Below are 21,771 nucleotides of genomic sequence, written 5' to 3'. Positions count from 1 at the left end.
GAAAAAAGAGGTGATTGTATGCAGCAAATCCTGGAACATATCGTCGGTATTGCAAATGATCTTTTGTGGTCAAAGCTATTAATTGTTTTGCTCCTTTCTCTGGGAATCTATTTTACGTTCAGGCTTAAGTTTTTACAGGTTCGCATGCTGAAAGAAATGGTCAGGGTATTAAGAGAAGGTGCTGCTTCCCGGTCAAAAAACAGCATTTCTCCGTTTCAAGCCTTTTGCATCAGCATGGCGGCCCGTGTCGGAACGGGAAATATTACGGGTATTGCCATCGCCATTGCACTCGGCGGGCCCGGTGCAATCTTCTGGATGTGGATTATCGCTATTATCGGATCAGCATCCAGCTTTGTGGAAAGCACACTGGCTCAGATTTATAAAGTAAAAGATGTAAACGGCTTCCGCGGCGGGCCGGCGTATTACATGGAAAAAGGGCTGAACAAAAGGTGGATGGGCGCGCTGTTCGCTGTGTTAATCACCTTATCGTTCGGTATCGTCTTCAACTCGGTTCAATCCAATACAGTCAGCCTTGCCTTTGAAAACGCGTTTGGCACAAACCGCCTGACATTGGGACTCATTTTAATTGCTGTATTCGGCACGATTATTTTTGGCGGAGTCAAGCGCATTGCAAAGCTGGCTGAATCCATTGTCGTCGTATTGGCTGTCCTGTATATCGGAGTTGCGTTTTTCGTCATTTTCTCCAACATTACGCAGCTGCCAGGTGTGCTTGCGCTAATCGTGAAAAATGCGTTTGGTTTTGACCAGGCCGCCGGCGGGGCTTTGGGCGCGGCACTCATGCAAGGCGTCAGACGGGGAATCTTTTCAAACGAAGCGGGAATGGGAAGCGCACCGAATGCCGCTGCCACCGCCACAACAAGCCATCCCGTCAAACAGGGGCTGATCCAAGCTTTTGGTGTACTGACAGATACACTGGTCATTTGTACAAGCACCGCCTTTATCATCCTGTTTTCGGATGCCTATCATACTCCGGGTCTGAGCGGAATCGCCTTGACACAAGCCTCTCTCAGCTCCCATGTCGGATCATGGGCATCAGGCTTTCTCGCCATTCTGATTTTGTTATTCGGATTCTGTGCTTTAATCGGAAACTATTATTATGGCGAAACCAATATCGGCTTTTTGAACAAAAGCAAAAAACTGATTTTTGTCTACCGTATCGGCGTGCTGGCAATGATCGTGTTTGGCTGTGTTGCCAAAGTCCAGCTCGTCTGGGATCTTGCTGATTTGTTCATGGGTTTGATGGTCGTCGTGAATTTAATCGCGATTTTCTTACTATCAAAAGTTGTTTTTACGGCGCTGAAAGACTATACACGCCAGAAAAAAGCAGGCAAAGATCCGGTCTTTTATAAAAATGTGCTCAAAAACCACAATGGCATTGAGTGCTGGCCGGTTTCAGACACAAAGACTGACACGCACAACAAACAAATATCATAAGAAAAGGTGTTCAGACATATGGGCTGAACACCTTTCTCTTTTTGCGTTTATTGACAAACACGTAAGCCTCCATTACGATTTTCATATCTTTTTCAAAAAAATCTGAAAGAAGGCATCGGTACATTCTATGAATCCTATCCAACACATACTAGATACATACCCGCTTATTGTGCTAGACGGCGCCATGGCGACCGAGCTTGAACGCAAGGGCTGTAATTTGAATGACAGTCTGTGGTCGGCAAAAATCCTGATGGAAGAGCCAAATCTGATTAAACAAGTACATACTGATTATTTCGCGGCAGGCGCCGATTGTGCAATCACTGCCAGCTATCAGTCTACATTTGAAGGCTTTGCCGCACGCGGGCTGAGCGAAGCGGAAGCACGCCGGCTCATCGAGTTGTCCGTCAGCATCGCAGCTGAAGCACGTGATGAATTTTGGTCGCTTGAAGAGAACCGTTTGAATCGGCCAAAACCGATCATTGCGGCTTCTATAGGCCCTTATGGCGCTTATCTTGCAGACGGGTCTGAGTATCGCGGCAACTACGCAATATCAGAAGATGAACTGATTGAATTTCATCGCCCCCGGATGAAGGCGCTGATTGAAGCCGGAGCTGATGTTTTGGCATGCGAAACGATTCCATGTCTGACTGAAGCCAAAGCGATTGTTCGGCTGTTGAAGGAATTTCCTGAAACGTATGCATGGATCAGCTTCAGTGCTAAAGACGGCCTGCATATCAGTGACGGAACACCTGCAGCTGACTGCGCATCATGGCTTGATGAACACCGCCAAATTGCAGCACTCGGCATCAACTGCACGCCGCTTCAGCATATCCCTTCCTTGATAGAGGAGTTAAAAAAGAACACGTCAAAACCGATCATTGTCTACCCGAATTCAGGTGAGCAATATGATCCGGAAACAAAAACATGGAACGGCGCAGCATGCGCAGAATCTTACGGGGCGAGCGCCCGCACCTGGCATGAAAAAGGAGCGAGGCTGATTGGCGGCTGCTGCCGGACAAAACCCGAAAATATTCAAGAAATTGCGGCTTGGGCCCGCTCTTTAAAAACAACTTGACTTATCGGAATAGTTTGTATATTCTAACTTAAAGCCGGTTCGCCGGAGTCTCGTGTCACTTTCTGACATGAGATTTTTTATTAGGAGGAAATAAATCGCTGATAGAAAGTTGGAAAAAGATGAACTCTGCCCACAACAAGAATGAGACAACCTTTCAGAGAAGTATGAAAAGCCGGCACCTCTTTATGCTTTCCTTGGGAGGTGTCATCGGAACCGGGCTGTTTTTAAGCTCAGGTTATACCATTCAGCAAGCAGGCCCGGCCGGAACGATACTCGCCTACTTAGTCGGGGCCGGCATCGTCTATCTGGTCATGCTATGCCTCGGTGAGCTGTCAGTCGCCATGCCTGTGACCGGCGCCTTTCACACCTATGCAGCCAAATACATAGGGCCGGGCACCGGATTTACGGTCGCTTGGCTGTACTGGCTGACATGGACCGTGGCATTGGGATCAGAATTCACAGCAGCCGGCCTGTTAATGCAGCGCTGGTTCCCCCATACATCGGTTTGGATGTGGAGTGCCGTCTTTGCGCTGTTCATCTTCTTGCTTAACGCATTTTCGGTCAAGTTTTTCGCTGAATCAGAATTTTGGTTTTCCAGCATCAAAGTATTAGCCATTGTATTATTTATTCTTTTAGGCGGCTCTGCCATGTTTGGCATCATTCCGATCAAAGGCGGAGAAGCCGCTCCGATGCTGTCCAACTTCATGGCGGAAGGCGGGCTTTTTCCAAATGGATTTGTCCCGATTTTGATGACGATGCTGTCCGTTAATTTTGCCTTTTCGGGAACGGAACTAATCGGAATCGCAGCCGGTGAAAGCGTTGATCCTGACAAGACAATACCAAAAGCGATTAAAACAACGGTCTGGCGTCTCTCACTCTTCTTTGTCGGAACAATTTTTGTGCTGTCAGGGCTGATTCCGATTCAAGATGCAGGTGTCATCAAAAGCCCGTTTGTCGCTGTCTTTGACAGAGTCGGTGTACCATACGCAGCCGATATCATGAACTTTGTTATCCTGACAGCGATCCTGTCAGCGGCTAATTCCGGACTCTACGCTTCTTCCCGGATGCTGTGGTCTTTATCAAAAGAAAAAACGCTTCATCCGACATTTGCAAAGCTGACGTCAAAAGGAACCCCTTTTAACGCGCTGGTGTTCAGCATGATCGGCGGCATTCTGTCGTTGCTGTCCAGCGTATTTGCGCCAGACACTGTATACGTTGTGCTCGTGTCGATTTCCGGTTTTGCCGTCGTTGTCGTGTGGATGGGAATCGCTGCTTCTCAATTCATGTTCAGAAAACGTTATATTGAAGCGGGAAACAAGGTTACTGATTTGAAATACAGAACCCCTTTGTATCCGTTCGTGCCGATTGCCGCGTTCCTGTTATGCCTGGCTTCCGTTGTTGGCATTGCCTTTGATCCGAATCAAAGAATCGCACTCTATTGCGGCGTTCCATTTATGGCCATTTGCTATGCAATATATTATGTAAAAAACCGCAAAAGCCAGCCGGCTGCTGATATGACTCATTCAAAATAAAAAGAACCTGCCTCCGGGCAGGTTCTTTTTCAGTTTTCACACTTCCACTGTCCAGTTAAACGGGCCCTTCACCTTGCCAAGCTGAATATCTGTTATCGTTTCATACAGCTTTTTCGAGAGGTCCCCGATTTGCCCGTCGCCTACAATTACCGTTTTTCCATGAATATTGAGTTCACCGACAGGCGTAACGACGGCTGCCGTGCCTGTGCCGAAGACCTCTGTCAATTCTCCGCGTGCAGAGGCCGCATACACCTCATCAATCGATATTCTCTCTTCACGAACCGGAATGCCCCAGCTTCGAATCAGTTCAATCGCAGACGCACGTGTAACCCCGCTTAAAATGCTTCCGCTTAAAGCAGGTGTGACAGCTTCCCCGTTTATGACGAAAAAGATGTTCATGCTCCCTACTTCTTCCACATATTTCTTTTCGATGGCGTCCAGCCACAGTACCTGGTCATAGCCCAGTTCATTCGCTTTCCGCTGTGCCTGAAGACTGGCGGCATAGTTTCCAGCCGTTTTTGCAAACCCGACTCCTCCGTTGACCGCCCTCACATACTCATCTTCGACATAGATTCTAACCGGCTTCAGCTGATCGTCGCCATAATAGGAGCCGACAGGCGAAAGCACGATCATAAATGTATAGCTCCTGGATGCCTTCACACCGAGACTCGGTTCTGTGGCAATGACAAAAGGACGAATATACAGTGACGTTCCTTTTTCCTTTGGAACCCAATCTTTCTCCAGCTCAACTAATTGCGTCAATGCCTCAAGCACCAGCTCTTCGTCTAAAGGGGGCATGCTCATGCGCTCACACGATCTGTTCAGCCGTTTGATATTTTGATCCGGACGGAACAGCAGCACCCTGCCGTCGTCTGTTCTGTATGCTTTTAATCCTTCAAAAACAGCCTGGCCGTAATGAAAAACAGATGAAGACGGATCAAGCGTAAGCGGTGCGTACGGCGCAATTCTCGGATGATGCCATCCAATCCCCTCTTCGTAGTCCATCACAAACATATAATCTGTAAAATATTGTCCAAACCCCAAGGAAGACGGGTCGGGCTTTTCCTTATAATATACAGTTTTTTCTCGTTCAATAAGCTTATTCAATCTAATCAGCACACCTTTCGCATAATTGTTTAAATATTCAGTCTTTTTAAAGCTGCAAAAAGTATACAGCCTTTCCTTTAATAATACGCCGCTTCACACCTATAAATTTCAGAATATTCTTTAGGATCATCAGCTATTATACACCACATTCATTGTCAGATGAAGCTGAAATTAAAGAAAAACAGCCAGTTTTATTCTGGCTGTTTGATTTAGACCGCTAAACAAAGGACGACAATGTGGCAAATCAGCAAAATATACACTGCGAACACTAATTGCCAATTGATCTTCCGCGCCCATGCAAACACCACCATCAAAACAGGCAGCATCACAGTCCCCGCCAGCTTGTTAACCGTCAGATTCGGACTGTTCGCAACATCATAATGAATCGGCATCTGCGTCGGCAGAGAAGGGTAAAATAAATACTATTGAAAGGATGAATGCAGCAATCACTGCTCCCCACAGCACTTTTCCATTCGTCAATAAAAACATAGAACCACCATTCCCTTCTTAAAACACATTGCTTTATGAATGATATGACTGTTCTATGGTGAATTTCGTTCGGTCTCCCCGGGTAATAATTTGCGCATATTCCACCACTTCTTCATTTTTATCATAGGTAAGGGATTCTGATAAAAACGCAGGCGCTCCGACATTGGTTAATAAGTGGCCGCTGATCGTTTCATCCGTTAAAATCGGTTCGATCGATTCCGTGCCCCTGCTGATTTCAATATTGTATTTTGTCCTTAACAATTCAAACAGCGAGCCGGTGCATTCCTCCTGCACCAGCCCCGGTGCCGCCTTCCAGGGAATATATGAGGTATGATACTGCAAAGGTTCCCCCTCGGCGTATCTGACTCTGACAAGCTTGTTGACAGGTTCATTCTCTTTCATTTTCAAAAGCTCGGCAATGGAGTGATCGGCAGGAATCACAACAAGCTCAAGCACTTTTGATTCAGAACGAAGGCCTCTCATTTGTTCTGCAAAGCTCGTAATCTTATGCGGAATCGGCGTTTGTATTTTTGCCGCCGATACAAATGTCCCTTTTCCTTGAATTCTTTTAATATATCCCTCAAGCTCTAGCTGCTGCAGAGCCAGTCTCACAGTTGTTCTGCTGACATCATATTGTTCGCAAAACTCACTCTCTGTCGGCAGCTGATCATTCGCCTGATATTTGCCCGATTTAATTAACTCAATGATTTTAAACTTGATAACAGAATATAAAGCTGTCATTTCATTCTCCCCATTCTGTATGCAATCCGTTCTTTTTCATTGAGACCATAATACCATTTGCCATCCCAATATGAAAGATTTGTATCCTTCTTTTATAACAAATTTTCAGAAATTAATATTGACAGTTTAATAATGTTGGTGCTAAATTCGTAATGACAAGTATTATAAATTGGTCATAACAAATATGGTGCTTGTCTATCTCTTTGAGGGGGTGTCACATGAAGATTCTGATCGCCGAGCACTACGAAGAACTCTGTAAGTTAAGCGCTGCCATTATTAAAGAACAAATACAAGCTAAGAGAGATGCCGTTCTCGGCCTGGCAACAGGAAGCACACCGGTCGGCTTGTATAAGCAGTTGATTTCAGGCTATCAGGCAGGCGAAATTGATTTTTCAAAGGTTACTACATTTAATTTGGATGAATACGCTGGTCTCTCTCCATCTCATCCGCAAAGTTATAACCACTTTATGCATGAGCATCTATTTCAGCATATCAATATGCAACCTGATCATATTCATATCCCGCAAGGAGACAACCCGCAGCTTGAGGCGGAATGCAAAGTATACGAGGATCTCATCCGCCAAGCGGGAGGCATTGATGTCCAAATTCTCGGCATCGGCGCCAATGGCCATATCGGTTTTAATGAACCGGGATCTGATTTTGAAGACCGGACACGTGTTGTGAAGCTCTCGGAAAGCACGATACAGGCAAATGCCAGATTCTTCGGCGGCGATCCAGTGCTGGTGCCGAGACTCGCGATTTCAATGGGCATTAAAACCATCATGGAATTCAGCAAACATATTGTGCTTTTAGCAAGCGGCGAGGAAAAAGCAGACGCTATTCAAAAGATGGCTGAAGGTCCTGTCACGACAGATGTACCAGCCTCTATTCTTCAAATACACAATCATGTAACCGTTATCGCCGATTATAAAGCAGCTCAAAAATTAAAGATTGCACCATGCTCATAAAACAATAAAAGGAGACTGTCATGTTTAAAAAGGCATTTCAAATTCTGCAGCAGCTTGGCCGCGCGTTGATGACTCCGGTTGCCGTCCTGCCGGCAGCCGGTCTTTTGCTCCGTTTCGGAGACAAGGACTTACTGAACATCCCTATTATAAAGGATGCGGGCGGCGTTGTATTCGATAATCTCCCGCTGATTTTCGCCGTGGGGGTCGCGATCGGATTAGCCGGCGGAGAAGGTGTAGCCGGACTTGCCGCTGTCATCGGATACTTAATTTTAACCGTCACCCTCGACAATATGGGAAAATTACTCGGCCTTCAGCCTCCGTATGAAGGAGCCGAGCACCTGATTGATATGGGGGTTTTCGGAGGAATCATTATCGGGCTTCTCGCCGCCTATTTATATAAGCGATTTTCATCAATCGAGCTGCATCCGGTCCTTGGATTTTTCTCTGGAAAACGCTTTGTCCCGATTATTACTTCCGTCAGTTCATTGGTGATCGGTGTCATTTTCTCATTCGTTTGGCCGCTGATCCAAAACGGAATTAACGCAGCCAGCAGTTTAATTGCCGATTCAACAGTCGGCCTGTTCTTTTATGCAACGATCTATCGTTTGCTGATTCCTTTTGGCCTGCATCATATTTTTTATACGCCTTTCTATTTTATGATGGGAGAATACACAGACCCATCAACAGGCAACACCGTAACCGGCGACCTGACAAGGTTTTTCGCGGGAGACCCGACAGCCGGGCGCTTTATGATGGGGGATTTCCCTTACATGATTTTCTGTCTGCCGGCCGTTGCTCTTGCCATTATCCATACCGCGCGTCCGGAAAAGAAAAAAATGATCTCCGGCGTGATGATTTCTGCGGCGCTCACATCTATGCTGACCGGAATTACAGAACCGGTTGAGTTTTCTTTCTTGTTCGTTGCGCCCGTGCTCTATTTGATTAACTCTATTCTTGCCGGCGTCATCTTTGTCGTTTGTGATTTATTCCATGTCCGCCACGGCTATACGTTCTCAGGCGGGGGAATTGACTACGTCTTGAACTACGGACTGTCTACAAATGGCTGGGTTGTCATTCCTGTCGGGATCGTGTTTGCTTTCATTTATTATTATTTGTTCCGATTTGCGATTCTGAAATGGAATTTGAAAACGCCCGGCCGTGAGACAGATGAAGACGGTCAGAATGAGGAGAAAGCTCCAGTTGCAAAAGACCAGCTTGCCTTTCACGTGCTGCAGGCCTTGGGCGGACAGCAAAATATCGCTAACCTGGATGCATGTATCACAAGGCTTCGTGTGACCGTTCATCAGCCAAGCCAAGTCAGCAAGGATGAATTAAAACGGCTTGGTGCAGTAGGTGTGCTGGAGGTCAACAACAACTTCCAGGCAATATTCGGAACCAAGTCCGATGCCTTAAAAGACGACATCAAAACAATCATGGCCGGAGACGTCCCTGCCACCGCCGCCGCGCTGGACACGGTAACTGACAAACCGCTGAAGCCCGATTCCGGTGAGACCTTTATTTATCCGATTAAAGGAGAAACAGTCTCTTTAGGGGATGTGCCTGATCAAGTCTTTTCAGAAAAAATGATGGGCGAGGGATTTGCGATTATACCATCAGAAGGAAAAGTCGTTGCACCTGCGGACGGCGAGATCGTCTCGATTTTTCCGACAAAACACGCCATCGGCTTTATGAGCGCCGGCGGCACTGAAATCCTGATTCATGTCGGCGTTGATACCGTCAAACTAAATGGGGAAGGCTTTGAAGCACATGTCACAAGCGGACAAGCCGTCAAACAAGGCGAACTGCTTCTCACCTTTGATCTCAATTACATCAAGCAGCATGCCGCTTCAGCCATAACACCGGTTATTTTCACAAATACCTCTGAAGAAGATCTAAAGCACATTCAAATGAAGTAAAAAAGTCCCCCCTGCTGCGGGGGACTTTTTCGCCAACATAATGAAAGCGCTGTCAAAATAAAATAACTTGAAAAAAGGTGTTTGCATTTGAATCACGAATGATATGAATATGCCTACATTCTATCGTTCTAAAGGGGGATTCATTTGAAAAAATTAATCGCGTTTCAAATTTTAATCGCTTTGGCTGTCGGCGCGGTGATCGGCCACTTTTTTCCTGATTTCGGGATGGCACTGAGGCCTGTCGGAGATGGATTTATCCGCCTGATTAAAATGATTGTTGTGCCGATTGTGTTTTCTACCATTGTCATTGGAGCCGCAGGAAGCGGAAGCATGAAAAAAATGGGCAGTCTCGGCATCAAGACGATCATTTGGTTCGAAGTGATTACAACGTTGGTATTAGGGCTTGGACTTTTATTAGCGAATGTCTTAAAACCAGGTGTCGGGCTTGACCTCTCCCATTTGGCAAAAAAAGATATTCATGAACTTTCCGGCTACACAGACAAAGTTGTTGATTTCAAGCAAATGGTCCTGGATATTATCCCTACAAACATTATTGATGTCATGGCCAGAAATGATTTGCTTGCCGTTATTTTCTTCGCCATTTTATTTGGTGTCGCCGCAGCTGGTATCGGCAAAGCTTCTGAACCAGTAATGAAGTTTTTTGAATCTACAGCTCAGATTATGTTCAAGCTCACGCAAATCGTCATGGTCACTGCTCCTATCGGCGTGTTAGCCCTGATGGCTGCTTCTGTAGGCCAATATGGCATTGAACTCCTCCTCCCTATGTTTAAGCTGGTTGGCACCGTATTCCTTGGCCTGTTCCTGATCCTCTTTGTCCTCTTTCCGCTTGTCGGTCTCATCTTTCAGATTAAGTATTTCGAAGTATTGAAAATGATATGGGATCTGTTTTTAATTGCATTTTCCACCACCAGCACTGAAACCATTCTCCCTCAGCTGATGGATAGAATGGAGAAATACGGCTGTCCCAAACGAGTGGTATCATTTGTCGTTCCCTCCGGCTTGTCATTGAACTGTGACGGCTCCAGCTTATATTTATCGGTTTCTTGTATCTTTCTCGCACAGGCCTTTCAAGTAGACATGACATTGTCCCAGCAGCTGCTCATGATGCTTGTGCTTGTGATGACCAGTAAAGGCATTGCAGCTGTACCCTCAGGATCGCTTGTAGTTCTTCTGGCGACTGCCAATGCTGTAGGACTGCCGGCTGAAGGCGTTGCCATTATCGCGGGTGTTGACCGCGTCATGGACATGGCGAGAACAGGCGTGAACGTACCGGGACATGCGATCGCCTGTATCGTGGTATCAAAATGGGAAAAGGCCTTCCGCCAAAAAGAATGGGTTTCCGCAAACAGCCAAACCGAAAGCATATAGAAAAAAGAACACCTCAATCCGAGGTGTTCTTTTTTTATTCAGCAGCAGCGTGATCTTCTGTTTCAATCGCTGCCAGTCTTGCGTTTACTTCTTCTTCTGTCATATTATGCTCTTTCACATACAGGTTTCTTGGGTTCGTGCGGCATTCGTGGCTGCAGCTGCGCATATATTTATACTCATTTTCCGGTGTGCATATCATTTTTTTATTGCAAGATGGATTTGCGCAGTTCACATAACGCTCACACGGTTCTCCTGTAAAGTAGTCCTTGCCGACAATCACATGCTCGACACGGTTGACAGGCACGCTGATTCTTTCATCAAATACGTAGCACTGGCCGTCCCAAAGCTTGCCTTGCACCTCTGGATCTTTTCCGTATGTCACGATTCCGCCGTCAAGCTGTGCTACATCTTCAAAGCCTTGCTTCACCAGCCATCCTGAGAACTTTTCACAGCGCACGCCGCCTGTACAGTACGTTAAAATCTTTTTGCCTTCAAGCATATCTTTGTGTTCTTCAATCCATTCAGGTAATTCGCGGAAGGCTTCGATGTCAGGACGGACCGCACCTCTGAAATGGCCAAGGTCATACTCGTAATCGTTACGCGCGTCGATGACAATTGTGTTTGGATCCTGCATCTTCTCATAAAATTCTGCAGGCTTCAAATGCTGGCCTGTTGTTTCGTTCGGATCGACATCATCTTCAAGACGAAGCGTTACAAGCTCTTTTTTATGGCGGACGAAGATTTTTTTGAAGGCATGGCCTTCTGCTTCATCAATTTTAAATACCATGTCCGCAAAACGAGGATCAGCTTTCATCGTTTCCATATATTTTTCAGTCTGTTCAACCGTACCTGATACCGTACCGTTAATTCCTTCAGAAGAAACAAGGATACGGCCTAACAAACCAAGCTCCTTACAAAAAGCCAGATGCTGCTCTCTAAACGCCTCTGGATCTTCAATCGGAACATATTTATAGTAAAGTAATACTCTGTATTGTTTTTCCATGCTTTAAACACCCTGTTCAATTATAGTTAGTTGCTATGCACACTCTTACTATATCATACAGGAAAATGCCACAAAGATGAACAGATCCGCCCAGACTGATAAAAATATCCAAGCTCTTACAAACCTAAGCGGCACAAGGGTTTCTCACAGTAGACAAGTATTTTCCATTCATTTACTAATCAATGTAGTTATCTGAAAACTATCAAACAAAAGGTACACTCCATCTGTTATAGCACAGGGGACACCGCTCACTTGATAATGACAGAGGGCGTGATATGCTCCAGCCAAATGACACCGTCATATTGTTCCTTAAGGATCATCTGCTCTTCCATGTACCCCCAATAGAGCGCAGTCCGCGGGGTATACATCCACGAAGTGCCTTTCTTGTTTTTTGTATGGAGAAAATCAACAAAAACAACTGGATGATCCGCAGCTTTCAGCAAAGCTTCAAGACTTCCAGACGGCGGCGGGCTTGTAACCGGCATAACCGTCTTATTATCAGAACTATCCAGACTTGCACCTGAGTAAGCATAAATGCCAATCGTATATGTTTGTTTTTTCAGCCGCTCCGGCAAATAATCACCCATGTTAGGGCCGTTTAGCTGTACCCAGTCCTTTATCATCTTCGTATTCTGTTTGCGTAGATGGTAATTGTGGCCCCAGACAATGATTTTCTTTTTCGGATAAAGGGTGTCAGCTACCCACTGAAATTGTTCAGCCATCATGCGGTCTCTCATAAAGAATGAAAAATCCTCAATATTCTCCGGATACTCCTCTAGTTTTTCTTTCATTTCTTCCAGCATATACGTTTCCATTACGTCAATTCTTAGCTGAAGAGACCGCATAAACATCTCATAAGCTTTCGGCTCTTTTGGAAGGTTTTCTTTTAGCTCTGAAGCATGTGTTTCAGCGAACTTGATCAGCTTCTGATAGTTTTTCACAAGCTTTTCCTTCTTTTGCGAAAATTCATCAAACGTATTGCTGTCTGTCACTAATGTTGAAAAATTATTTTCTGATTGGGAGAGCAACTCTGCTTTCTCAGGGTTCACCGCTTTTACCCATTGAGTCGCAGCATCATTGAATGAATTCTTCATGCTTTGAATATCAAAACCGGTAAGGATCAGCGGATCGCCTTTCTCTTTTTGCTCTTTCATGTAATCAAACAATTCAACGACATCTTCTGTGTGCCATACAGCGTAAATGGAGTTTTTCATCGTGCTTTTAGGGGTTAATTGGTCCATATTAAGGTAGGATGCATTTGTATCAGGAAAACCGGACTCAAAGGCCAATACATCGTATCCCAGCTCTTCGTGGAGATATTTGATCATTCTGACCTTTGTGGCGTTGATTTCACCAGCGCCGTGTGTGGTTTCTCCTAACTGAACGATTCGTTTTCCCTTCAGCACCTTCTTCAGAAAGCGAAGGTCTTTGTTTGAAGCATTGGAAGCACCCAGCGGCTGTGCATGTCGTTCAATCCATGAACCCCAATATTTTTCTTCAGAAGCAGCACGGGCAGAGGCTGAAAAAGAAGAAAACGCCAGACAAACGATCAGCAGCGGCAGGGTCATTCTCACTATCATTCGTTTCAATTCTATCTCTCCTTTTCTGCTAGGTTCTCTAGTCATTACGAGATAGATATAGAAAAAGTTTCCTTTTCCTGCCAACAAAAAAAGCTTCCCTGTTGAAAGAAGCTTTAGCTGGATTCTCTCATCACCTGATGAAAGTAAAACCGATACGTATTTCGTAAAAATGTCTCAACCGGAAGCTGCACATCCGCTTGGTATTTGCTGATGATGAATGGAAACCGCTCGATTCCTTTTTCGCGCAAATTGTTCGCTTGTTCATCATCTATTGCCTTCTCTTGCAAAACCGCTTCAACGATCGGCCAGCACACTTCTCGCACTTGCCGCAGGACGGCTTCATCTCCGGTGTTCTGATAATCTGTAATCCAGCTGATGATTTGTTTCTCCATAAGTCTCACCTTTCTTCAAAAAAAGAGGCGCTGCGTTTATGCAAGCTCCTCTTTTTACTCTTCATAACCTATCAGTTCTCCGACTTGAACTTCTTGGCCTTCTGCTAAATGGGCGGACGGCTGGAACGCGTCTTTTTCAAAAATCAAAATGACGGTTGACCCGAATGAAAAGTATCCCAGCTCTTCGCCGATCTCCAATTCAGCACGGGTGCTCGTCTGCACGATAGAATTAATATTCATCGCGCCGACAGGAATCATCAGGACATTTAGGCTGCCGCTATTCAGCTCGTACACAAACCGATAATTTTTCGACAGCACATCTTTCCCGTATTTTAAGCCTAGTTGATTTACCGGGTATGAGCGATTTCCGAGCTCGGCCAGCTTTTGATACCTGCAGCTGATCGGAGAATGGAAACGGTGATAATGCCTCGGGCTTAGATACAGCACGACGAAGTATCCGCCGTTGTATTGATGGTCTGCGCTTTTACAGCCGGTGAGTTCAGCGAATGAGTAATCTTTTCCCTTCACCGTAAAGGTTTGATTCGGGTTGATGATTCCTACCGTCTGAACCACACCGTCAACAGGGCTGACCACCGCATGCGCCTCTTTTGACACAGGGCGCCGCTCCAGATTTATTTGTCGAATAAACAATTCAGACAGCGATCCGTAATCAGCAGCCGTACCGTCCACATCATCCCAATTCAGCCGAAAATGTTTTGAGAAAAGCGGAATGACCGGTTTGCTGATTTTTGACTCGCAAAATCCTTTAATCAGATAGGATGACAGACGATGATTCGTCAGCTCTATCAATGATCGATACAGAATCTTTACAGCCGTATTAAACATGAATAATCCCTATAACCCTTCCGATTGTAATAAAAACAAAGCACCATAAAAAGGCGCCGATTGCCGCAAACGCAACATACGTTTTCAGATCCATTTTGCCGATCCCCGAAAAGTAGCACGTCACATGTCTGACGCCGGGAATAAAATAACCTAAAATAAGAGAATATGGACCGTATTTCTTCATCCATTTTTCCACTTTCATCATTCTTTTTTCTTTTAAGCCGACCCACTTGCCGTACTTGTCGATAAACGGGCGTCCGGCTTTTCTGCCAATCATGTAGCTGATCAGCATACCTAACAAAGCCCCGACAAAACTAATCAATATCGAAAGCTCATAATTCAATACATCGGTATGCGTGAAATAGCCAACAACGGTCATCATCACTTCATCTGGAATCGGCAATCCTACAATTCCTAATACCAGCATCAAAAAAATAGCGAGATAACCGTAATCCGCTATGAGCTGCTGAACTAATTCCATCTCCCAGACTCCAGGTTTTCTGCCGCATGTTTTTTAAAATGAGGGAATTTTATTTTACTCACCATCAAATATGAAAGTCCGCAAGTGCCGATTGCCAGAAGGATCGGGTTATAGGTAAAGCTTAAAATAACGAGACACATGCCCGCAAACGGAATCGGCATACCGATAAACGTCGGGAGCTTGCTTTGTTCAATGTTAAATTTAGAGAGGCGAAGCATTCCGCAAATGCTGTACGTCAATGCGCATAAGATCCCGATAAATGGCAGGGTATACAACGCGACACTGTAAGCAAGCATAGCAGGAGCCACCCCAAACGTAACCAGATCGGCAAACGAATCCAGTTCTCTCCCCATATCAGAAACGGCATTCAGCTTACGAGCAGCCATCCCGTCAAAGAAATCAAGGAACATGCCTGTAAAAATAAAAAGCACTGCTGAATGAATGTTGTGATATAGCAAGGAATGAATCGCCAGCAATCCGCAAATGAAGTTTCCTATCGTAATCATACAGGGGATGTAATTCACAGTGTAACCAAACCTCCAATTGTAAAACCATCTATATTATTTGACGATAGTGATCGAATAGCGTTACAGGAAAAATTTTTCTCCAATAAGCATGATAACATAGAATGCTCCCAAAAAAAGCAGCATTCAAATTCTATTATTATACAACATTTGTTACCTTTTGAAAAATGAATGCCAATCTTTTCATGTTCCTTACTAGTTTATCCCCCCGCATAAAAAGGACAAGACGCGTTGATTGACGTACTCTGGCTGCTCCAGAGATAACAGATGTCCGGCGTTCTTTACGATTTCAGCCTGAATTCCCGGCACCAATACCGAAGCCCGCTCAAAGGCCATTTGCTGATGGTACATGACCTCGTGCTCACCGAACATCAGCAGTACCGGGACTTGTATCGATTTCAATTCCTGGTCTGTGAACACGTACGGAAAGCCGTTTTCTGTCGGCTTCAGGCTCCTTTGTTCATCCTTCCATTCCACGCCCGCCACAATTTGTCTTTGCAGTAAAGGATGCAGATCATAACTGTCGCCTGTGATCCACTTGATATATGATTCAGCTCCTCTTGCCCCTGTAAGCTCTGCAGCGTATTTATAGACATCCGGATGAAATGAAATAAACGCTTCAGCGGGACTCATAACAACCGCCCGCTCTACTCTTTCAGGCGCGCGGAGTAAGAAATTCACGATATGGGACCCGCCAAGCGAAAGGCCGGCCAGGTGTGCCGTCTCTAGTCCAAGAGAATCAAAGACATCTTTCATCCATTCTGCAAAATCAGCTCTCGTTTCCATTGCTGCTGATGGTATACTTTTATTTTTGTCTCCTATTATATCGACCGCATATGTACGAAATTGACGGCTCAACGCCGCGATATTCGGATACCACATTGCAGAGCTGAAAAGGCCCCCGTGAAGCAAAATGAGCGAAGGTGCGTCCTTTGGCCCACTTGCAATGATATGTGTTTTTCCAAAACGAGTAGAAACATAGAATGCTTCCGACTCAATCGGCCACAAAGAAAGGCTTTGATCATATGCCTGGTAAAAGCGCAGACCACTTTCAACCGCGGCAAACTGCATTGAATCTTGTATCATCTTCTTCTTTTTCCTCCGGGTTTGATTAATATAAAATAAAGGATAACGCCCCTTTTGTCTCGTAAGAAAAAATACCTATTTCTTATTATCTCACATAATAAATTTCCAGTATATAGTTTGGTTTCCTGCAGTAAATAAAAAAGGCAGTTCCCTTAAAATCAAGGAAACTGCTATTCTTTGAAGACTAATGGAATGGCATGATCTTTTTTATCCTCTGTTAACGAGATGTGATGGGTTACTGATGTTTCACCCTTCGTCAACGCGACTGAGTAATCGCCTTTTCTGCCGGTATCCCATTTGATATCTCCGTTTTTGTCTGTTTTACCGAGTATCTCGCCAATCTCTGTACTCGGCTCCTCATCTGAAGAGGGCGCTTTGACAATCGTCACTTGAACCCCTTCGACCGGCAGCCCCTTAGCATCCTCCACATGAAGAGTGACAGGAATAGTCGTTTCTTTTGGAGAAGAATGCGTCTGCGAACTGCACCCGCATAAAAACAAAATAGACATGAATATGGCTAGTTTGCTGTATTTATTGATTTGCCCAATATTGAATATTGTTGAATACATCGTTCGTCACCCTTGTTCCCAAGTTATATGACGATCCTCCGTTCGTGTGAATGGCAATAGCTGTCTGCCCTGTATCACTGTAGTTTCGATAAACAGGCGAGCCGCTTTGGCAGCCGTACGTATCGGTTGTATAGGTCAGCTTATACGTTTCAGCGGAGCGAATCGGCTTTGTATCAGACCACATCGTGCCAAAGGTTTTGTCACACGGGAATCCTGTCACTGACGAGGAAAGGCCCACGGGACTGCTGCTGTTTGTAGTCCGGTAGCCGTACCAGCCAACCGTGTTTCCAGGAGAACCGTTTAATTTAATAGCTCCGTAATCATAATTGGTGTCTTTGCTTTCCGTCCATCCTTTGACGGAGTAAAACATCGTGCCTGAATAAGTACCGTACGGATATGACGAACCATTGCGGCCCGGCGCGGCGGTTATCGTCGAAGCCCATCCATGATCCTGGCTGTACACACAATGTCCAGCCGTGACGACTGTATTTGGATTGACTAAAAATCCAGTACATCCATAAGTGCTTGAAGTGTTGGGATACTTGATTGACAATTGAACGGTTGCTCTATATGGAAAAGATGTCGTGCTGGAGATTCTGGTGCGTTCATCAGTTCCGATAATGCTCGAAGGCTGTAAGGTTTGAATATTTTTCTCCAGTTCCGTTTGGCCGCCGTATAACGATTTACTTGTTTTTCCGGTTCCCTCATAAGGGGCGGAAACCTGTTCTGCTTTTGACGTTTGGTTTTTCGTAGCATCAGCTTCTTGACCGGTATTCGATACAGAAGTTTGCGGGTTCTCTGCCGCTTTTGCCGGTACGCCAAAAGAAACCGCTGCTGCCAAAGCCAAACACAAAACCGTTAAGTAAGCGAACCATTGTTTTCTGAATCTTGGAACTAATTTCATTTTGTCATCTCCCTCCTTTAGTGTCAACCACCCGCATTGATGGAAGACTTTTACATTATAATCAGGTTTCTGATTCTTATGATAAAACTTTTATGGAGGAAGAAAAAAACAAGCCTTGTACCATGACAAGGCCTGCTCAAACTCTATTTTATCGTTAGCTGGTCCAACGCTTTCTTTGCATTCTCTCTTGCCGTTTCAACTGTATCAGCAGCAGAAAGCGCAACTGCCATACGACGTCCGGCTTTCGTTATCGGCTTTCCAAAGACGCGCATTTGAGTCTTTGGGACTGCCAGTGCGTTTTCCAATCCTTCAACAGTGTAATCCGCTAATTCTTCCGGCGCTTTGAGGGGCCTGCTGGCGCCAGGAGAAAGCTGTGTGATTTCTGTAATCGGAAAGCCGAGAATCGCCCGGACATGCAGCGCAAATTCTGACAAATTTTGCGTCACCAGCGTGACAAGACCCGTATCATGCGGACGGGGAGATACCTCACTGAAATATACCCTATCTTTCGCAAGGAACAGCTCAACACCAAACAGGCCGTATCCGCCAAGCTCATCCGTGATCGTTTTCGCAATATGCTTCGCTTCTTCTATTTGCTGCTCTGTCATATCATGCGGCTGCCATGATTCGATATAATCCCCGTCCTTTTGCACATGACCGATCGGCTCGCAAAATGCCGTACCGTTAACCGCACGTACGGTTAAGAGTGTGATTTCTGATTCGAATGGGATAAACTCCTCAACGATCACGCGGCCGTTTTTCACCCGTCCGCCTTCCATCGCCGTCTCCCAGCAGCTCTCTAAATCCGCTTCAGAGCGGCAGATGCTTTGGCCTTTTCCAGAAGAACTCATCAATGGTTTAACGACACAAGGAAAACCGATCTGTGCTGCCGCTTGTATAAATTCATCATATGTATTCGCAAATTCATAGCCAGCCGTCGCAAGTCCAAGCGTTTCCGCCGCAAGCCGTCTGATGCCTTCCCGATCCATCGTCAGCTTGGCCGCACGGGCATTCGGGATGACGTGAAATCCTTCCTCTTCAAGATTCAGCAATTCATCCGTCGCGATCGCCTCAACCTCAGGCACAATCAAATCCGGCTTTTCTTTCTCAATAATAGTTCTGATCTGCTCTGGGTCCAGCATATCAACGACATAACTGTTATGCGCGACCTGCATCGCCGGAGCATGCTCGTAACTGTCAACTGCCACCGTCTGTACCCCAAGACGCTGGGCTTCAATCACTACCTCTTTACCTAATTCACCTGAACCTAACAATAAAACCTTCTTTGATTGATACATCTTTGCCCCTCCTATCTGTTCCAAACCATTATAACTGAAATATTTGAAAAATAAATTTTTATTAAAAAAGATAAAATAAGAATTCATCACGAGTTGCATGATTAGAAGGCTTTCCACAAAAAAATGGCTGGCGAACTCCGCACATACCGTACAGTACCACCTGAAATCTTCAATATAAAAACTGAGATCTGGAAGCCACCAAGAATGGGTACGACAGCTGATTCCAGTAGATTTTATATCTGCGAGTAAAATGAATAATTAGAATCAGTAAAAAAGTACTGTTTTTCCTTGATTTCTCAGTTTGCGCTCCTTTCCTAAATTCACCATGGTACCATATTTACAGGAAAATTCAGGCGAAAGGACATGTATTAAATGAAGATTCTTGAAGTAAGTACGATTTTAGAAACTGCCGAAACGCGCCTTAAAGCCTACCAAACATTGAGAGAGCACATGGCTACATTGAAAAAACAGTTCAAAAAGATGGCAAACTTGGATGATGCCATGACAGGCAAAGGAGCTAACGCAATTAAAGCCTTCTATAAGGAACAAGCGACAGGGGCGGATCTGTGGCTGGACCTCATTGACATGAGAATCGCTTTTTTCAAAAATATTCCATCCGCTATTGAAGCAGCAACATTTGATGACGATGCATATATCGAGGAATCTTATCTCGATAACGAACTGTATAATGGTCTAGTCAAAGCAGACGGTATTATAGAGGCACAGCAAAAAGAAATTAAATCAATTCTGAATTCTATTGATGACATTTTACCGCTGTCCCTCTTTGACAATTCCACAGTGACCGATAAACTGGATAAAGCAGATAAAAAACGAAAAAAAACGATTACACATCTGCATAACCTTGATGAGAAACTGAACAGTGATTACGAGGCCTCCGAAGTTGTAGAACATGAGGTTCGGGCATTTTTCGAAGCGCTGACCGGTGCCACCAGCAAAGGCGGAAGTACCAACCCAATAAGTTTTAATGCAAAAGCCTTTCACGAAACAGATGTTTATCAAAACAAAGCGGATATACACAAACAAGCTCAGCAGTTCATCAAAGCAAAAAAACAGGAAGAAATCGAGTATCTCAAGAAAAAACTCGACAAAACTACTGATCCTGATGAATACCTGAAAGTTGCAGAAAAGATTGGCACTGACAACCTGAGCGCTGAGCAATTACAATATTATTCAAGCATCGTTCAAATGAAAGCACAGCAGCAAACAGGAAAAATGCTTGTCGAAGGAGGAAAAGGTGTAATTGTCGGGCTTTGGGATGCCGGAAAGGATATCGTTACCGGTGCATGCGACCTCGCAGTCGGTGCTTACGATCTTGCTATATGGTCGTATAGAGCACAGGGCAAGATGGGCATCGAAGAACAAGTCAAAGCCGGACAGGAACTCCAAAATATCATTTATAGCGCTCCCGAAACTTTTGAATACATGGTCGATTCATTTAAAAAATCTTGGAACGACAATATGGTTCATGGTGATGTCTATAGCCGCTCCCACTACATCACCTACGCAGTTGCTTCCCTTTTTGGCGCCAAGGGACTCGGAAAAGTGGCATCTGCAACAAAAGCAGGGAAATTCGTGACAAAGGAAACAAAGGCTTTTGTGAACGATCATAAATCTATAGCAAAGAACATTACTGAAAAAGCAAAACCTTATTTCAAATTGCCAAGTAACAATCAACTAGAATCTGCAATACAAGGAGTTGGGAACATTGAAAGCCCTATTCCGAAACTAGAGAAGGGTTTTGATAAGAAACTTGAAAACTTTGTCCAGATTAATAGCAGCGACCATAGCAAATCAGGTGGCGTAGGACCAAATGAAAATTCTAAAATTACACGTGATATTAAAACCGTAGAGGAAGCACACCAATGGGGGAGCAAGTATTATGACGATTGGATTAAATCATTAACCCCAAGTGAACAAGAAGCAATTAAGCAATATACTGGTGATGATTATAAAAAAATAAATGATTATCTAAGAGGAATTAGTGATTCTTTAGATGGCATTGATTTAGATACAATCTATAATATAAAGAATGGGTTGGATAAAGCGCGAGTTCCACACAATTTACAAGTTTATAGAGGAACAGACCTAAGACCTTTAGAGTCATTAATTGAAATTAACAAATATGGAGACATTAATGCTGAATCATTAATTGGAAAGATTTTCAGAGACAATGGTTTTGTTAGTACAGCAATTGTTAAGGAATCATCCTTTGATCACATGGAAGTCTCATGGGAAATAAATGTTCCAGCAGGAACCAATGCAGCCTATCTCGGAAAGATAAGCCACTTTCCTAATGAAGCTGAGTTACTTTTAAATTTTGGGCAAGAGATGGTTATTAAAAGCGCACATGTTGATAGCAACAATAAGTTACATATTATTTTAGACTTAATTTAAG

At 44.7% G+C, this 21,771-nt stretch carries 19 protein-coding genes and 1 pseudogene; 7 read left to right on the top strand and 13 right to left on the bottom strand.

Annotated elements, in window-relative coordinates; genetic code table 11:
• The first annotated feature begins 18 nt into the window (after nt 1-18).
• The 3 genes from MHH82_RS38185 to mmuP all read left to right on the top strand — a co-directional run bounded on the left by MHH82_RS38185 (nt 19) and on the right by mmuP (nt 4,062).
• Nucleotides 19-1,455, top strand: coding sequence for an alanine/glycine:cation symporter family protein (locus MHH82_RS38185; RefSeq protein ID WP_049140302.1), 1,437 nt, complete (start codon nt 19-21; stop codon nt 1,453-1,455).
• A gap of 127 nt (nt 1,456-1,582) precedes the next feature.
• Nucleotides 1,583-2,530, top strand: a complete 948-nt coding sequence (mmuM, locus tag MHH82_RS38180; protein ID WP_021481888.1) for a homocysteine S-methyltransferase — start codon at nt 1,583-1,585, stop codon at nt 2,528-2,530.
• A gap of 119 nt (nt 2,531-2,649) precedes the next feature.
• Nucleotides 2,650-4,062 (top strand): S-methylmethionine permease, encoded by a 1,413-nt coding sequence (mmuP, locus tag MHH82_RS38175; protein ID WP_128992358.1) that lies wholly within the window; start codon nt 2,650-2,652, stop codon nt 4,060-4,062.
• A gap of 36 nt (nt 4,063-4,098) precedes the next feature.
• On the opposite strand, the gene MHH82_RS38170 is transcribed toward mmuP, so the two are convergent.
• The 3 genes and pseudogenes from MHH82_RS38170 to gamR form a co-directional block, all read right to left on the bottom strand.
• Nucleotides 4,099-5,169, bottom strand: coding sequence for a branched-chain amino acid aminotransferase (locus MHH82_RS38170; protein WP_003246499.1), 1,071 nt, complete (start codon nt 5,167-5,169; stop codon nt 4,099-4,101).
• 209 nt (nt 5,170-5,378) lie between these two features.
• Nucleotides 5,379-5,658: pseudogene (locus MHH82_RS38165) on the bottom strand (DUF1648 domain-containing protein).
• A gap of 33 nt (nt 5,659-5,691) precedes the next feature.
• The gene (gene gamR / locus MHH82_RS38160; RefSeq protein ID WP_041850654.1) at nt 5,692-6,399 is read right to left on the bottom strand and encodes a transcriptional regulator GamR; all 708 of its coding nucleotides are present in this window, start codon (nt 6,397-6,399) and stop codon (nt 5,692-5,694) included.
• Nucleotides 6,400-6,617: 218 nt separating this feature from the next.
• On the opposite strand from gamR, the gene nagB reads away from it, so the two are divergent.
• From nagB to gltP, 3 genes are all read left to right on the top strand, one after another.
• Nucleotides 6,618-7,367 (top strand): glucosamine-6-phosphate deaminase, encoded by a 750-nt coding sequence (gene nagB / locus MHH82_RS38155; protein ID WP_032724821.1) that lies wholly within the window; start codon nt 6,618-6,620, stop codon nt 7,365-7,367.
• A gap of 20 nt (nt 7,368-7,387) precedes the next feature.
• Nucleotides 7,388-9,283: a glucose-specific PTS transporter subunit IIBC gene (gene ptsG, locus MHH82_RS38150; RefSeq protein WP_032724820.1), complete on the top strand. Its 1,896-nt coding sequence runs from the start codon at nt 7,388-7,390 to the stop codon at nt 9,281-9,283.
• A gap of 144 nt (nt 9,284-9,427) precedes the next feature.
• On the top strand, nt 9,428-10,672 hold the full coding sequence (gltP, locus tag MHH82_RS38145) for a glutamate-aspartate/proton symporter GltP (RefSeq protein WP_014478694.1): 1,245 nt from the start codon (nt 9,428-9,430) through the stop codon (nt 10,670-10,672).
• 34 nt (nt 10,673-10,706) lie between these two features.
• Here gltP and trhO read toward each other — a convergent pair whose 3' ends face one another.
• The 10 genes from trhO to purT all read right to left on the bottom strand — a co-directional run bounded on the left by trhO (nt 10,707) and on the right by purT (nt 19,379).
• Nucleotides 10,707-11,675 (bottom strand): oxygen-dependent tRNA uridine(34) hydroxylase TrhO, encoded by a 969-nt coding sequence (gene trhO / locus MHH82_RS38140; RefSeq protein WP_003246287.1) that lies wholly within the window; start codon nt 11,673-11,675, stop codon nt 10,707-10,709.
• Between the two features lie 248 nt (nt 11,676-11,923).
• The gene (locus tag MHH82_RS38135; protein WP_072175262.1) at nt 11,924-13,264 is read right to left on the bottom strand and encodes an erythromycin esterase family protein; all 1,341 of its coding nucleotides are present in this window, start codon (nt 13,262-13,264) and stop codon (nt 11,924-11,926) included.
• A 104-nt stretch (nt 13,265-13,368) separates the two neighbouring features.
• Entirely contained in the window at nt 13,369-13,647 is a 279-nt protein-coding gene (locus tag MHH82_RS38130; protein WP_021481898.1) for a hypothetical protein, read from the bottom strand.
• Nucleotides 13,648-13,701: 54 nt separating this feature from the next.
• Nucleotides 13,702-14,493: a phosphatidylserine decarboxylase gene (locus tag MHH82_RS38125; RefSeq protein ID WP_072175263.1), complete on the bottom strand. Its 792-nt coding sequence runs from the start codon at nt 14,491-14,493 to the stop codon at nt 13,702-13,704.
• Entirely contained in the window at nt 14,486-14,974 is a 489-nt protein-coding gene (locus MHH82_RS38120) for a DedA family protein (protein WP_003234861.1), read from the bottom strand. The genes MHH82_RS38125 and MHH82_RS38120 overlap by 8 nt, the downstream gene beginning before the upstream one ends.
• The gene (pssA, locus tag MHH82_RS38115) at nt 14,965-15,498 is read right to left on the bottom strand and encodes a CDP-diacylglycerol--serine O-phosphatidyltransferase (protein WP_038827915.1); all 534 of its coding nucleotides are present in this window, start codon (nt 15,496-15,498) and stop codon (nt 14,965-14,967) included. Before pssA ends, MHH82_RS38120 begins: the two co-directional genes overlap by 10 nt.
• 195 nt (nt 15,499-15,693) lie before the next feature.
• Nucleotides 15,694-16,584, bottom strand: coding sequence for an enantioselective carboxylesterase CesB (cesB, locus tag MHH82_RS38110; protein ID WP_072175264.1), 891 nt, complete (start codon nt 16,582-16,584; stop codon nt 15,694-15,696).
• 170 nt (nt 16,585-16,754) lie between these two features.
• Nucleotides 16,755-17,153, bottom strand: a complete 399-nt coding sequence (locus tag MHH82_RS38105; protein WP_015715171.1) for a YbfJ family protein — start codon at nt 17,151-17,153, stop codon at nt 16,755-16,757.
• Nucleotides 17,116-18,057 carry an extracellular metalloprotease Mpr gene (mpr, locus tag MHH82_RS38100; protein WP_041850652.1) on the bottom strand — a complete coding sequence of 314 codons (942 nt, stop codon included), beginning with the start codon at nt 18,055-18,057 and terminating at the stop codon, nt 17,116-17,118. The genes MHH82_RS38105 and mpr overlap by 38 nt, the downstream gene beginning before the upstream one ends.
• A 143-nt stretch (nt 18,058-18,200) precedes the next feature.
• Nucleotides 18,201-19,379 (bottom strand): phosphoribosylglycinamide formyltransferase 2, encoded by a 1,179-nt coding sequence (gene purT, locus MHH82_RS38095; RefSeq protein ID WP_284675359.1) that lies wholly within the window; start codon nt 19,377-19,379, stop codon nt 18,201-18,203.
• 348 nt (nt 19,380-19,727) lie between these two features.
• On the opposite strand from purT, the gene MHH82_RS38090 reads away from it, so the two are divergent.
• On the top strand, nt 19,728-21,770 hold the full coding sequence (locus MHH82_RS38090) for a T7SS effector LXG polymorphic toxin (RefSeq protein WP_021481904.1): 2,043 nt from the start codon (nt 19,728-19,730) through the stop codon (nt 21,768-21,770).
• Nucleotide 21,771 lies beyond the last annotated feature (1 nt).

The organism is Bacillus sp. FSL K6-6540 (genome assembly GCF_038007545.1).
The sequence above is the reverse complement of the archived record's forward strand: the minus strand, read 5'-3'. Positions and strand labels throughout refer to the sequence as shown.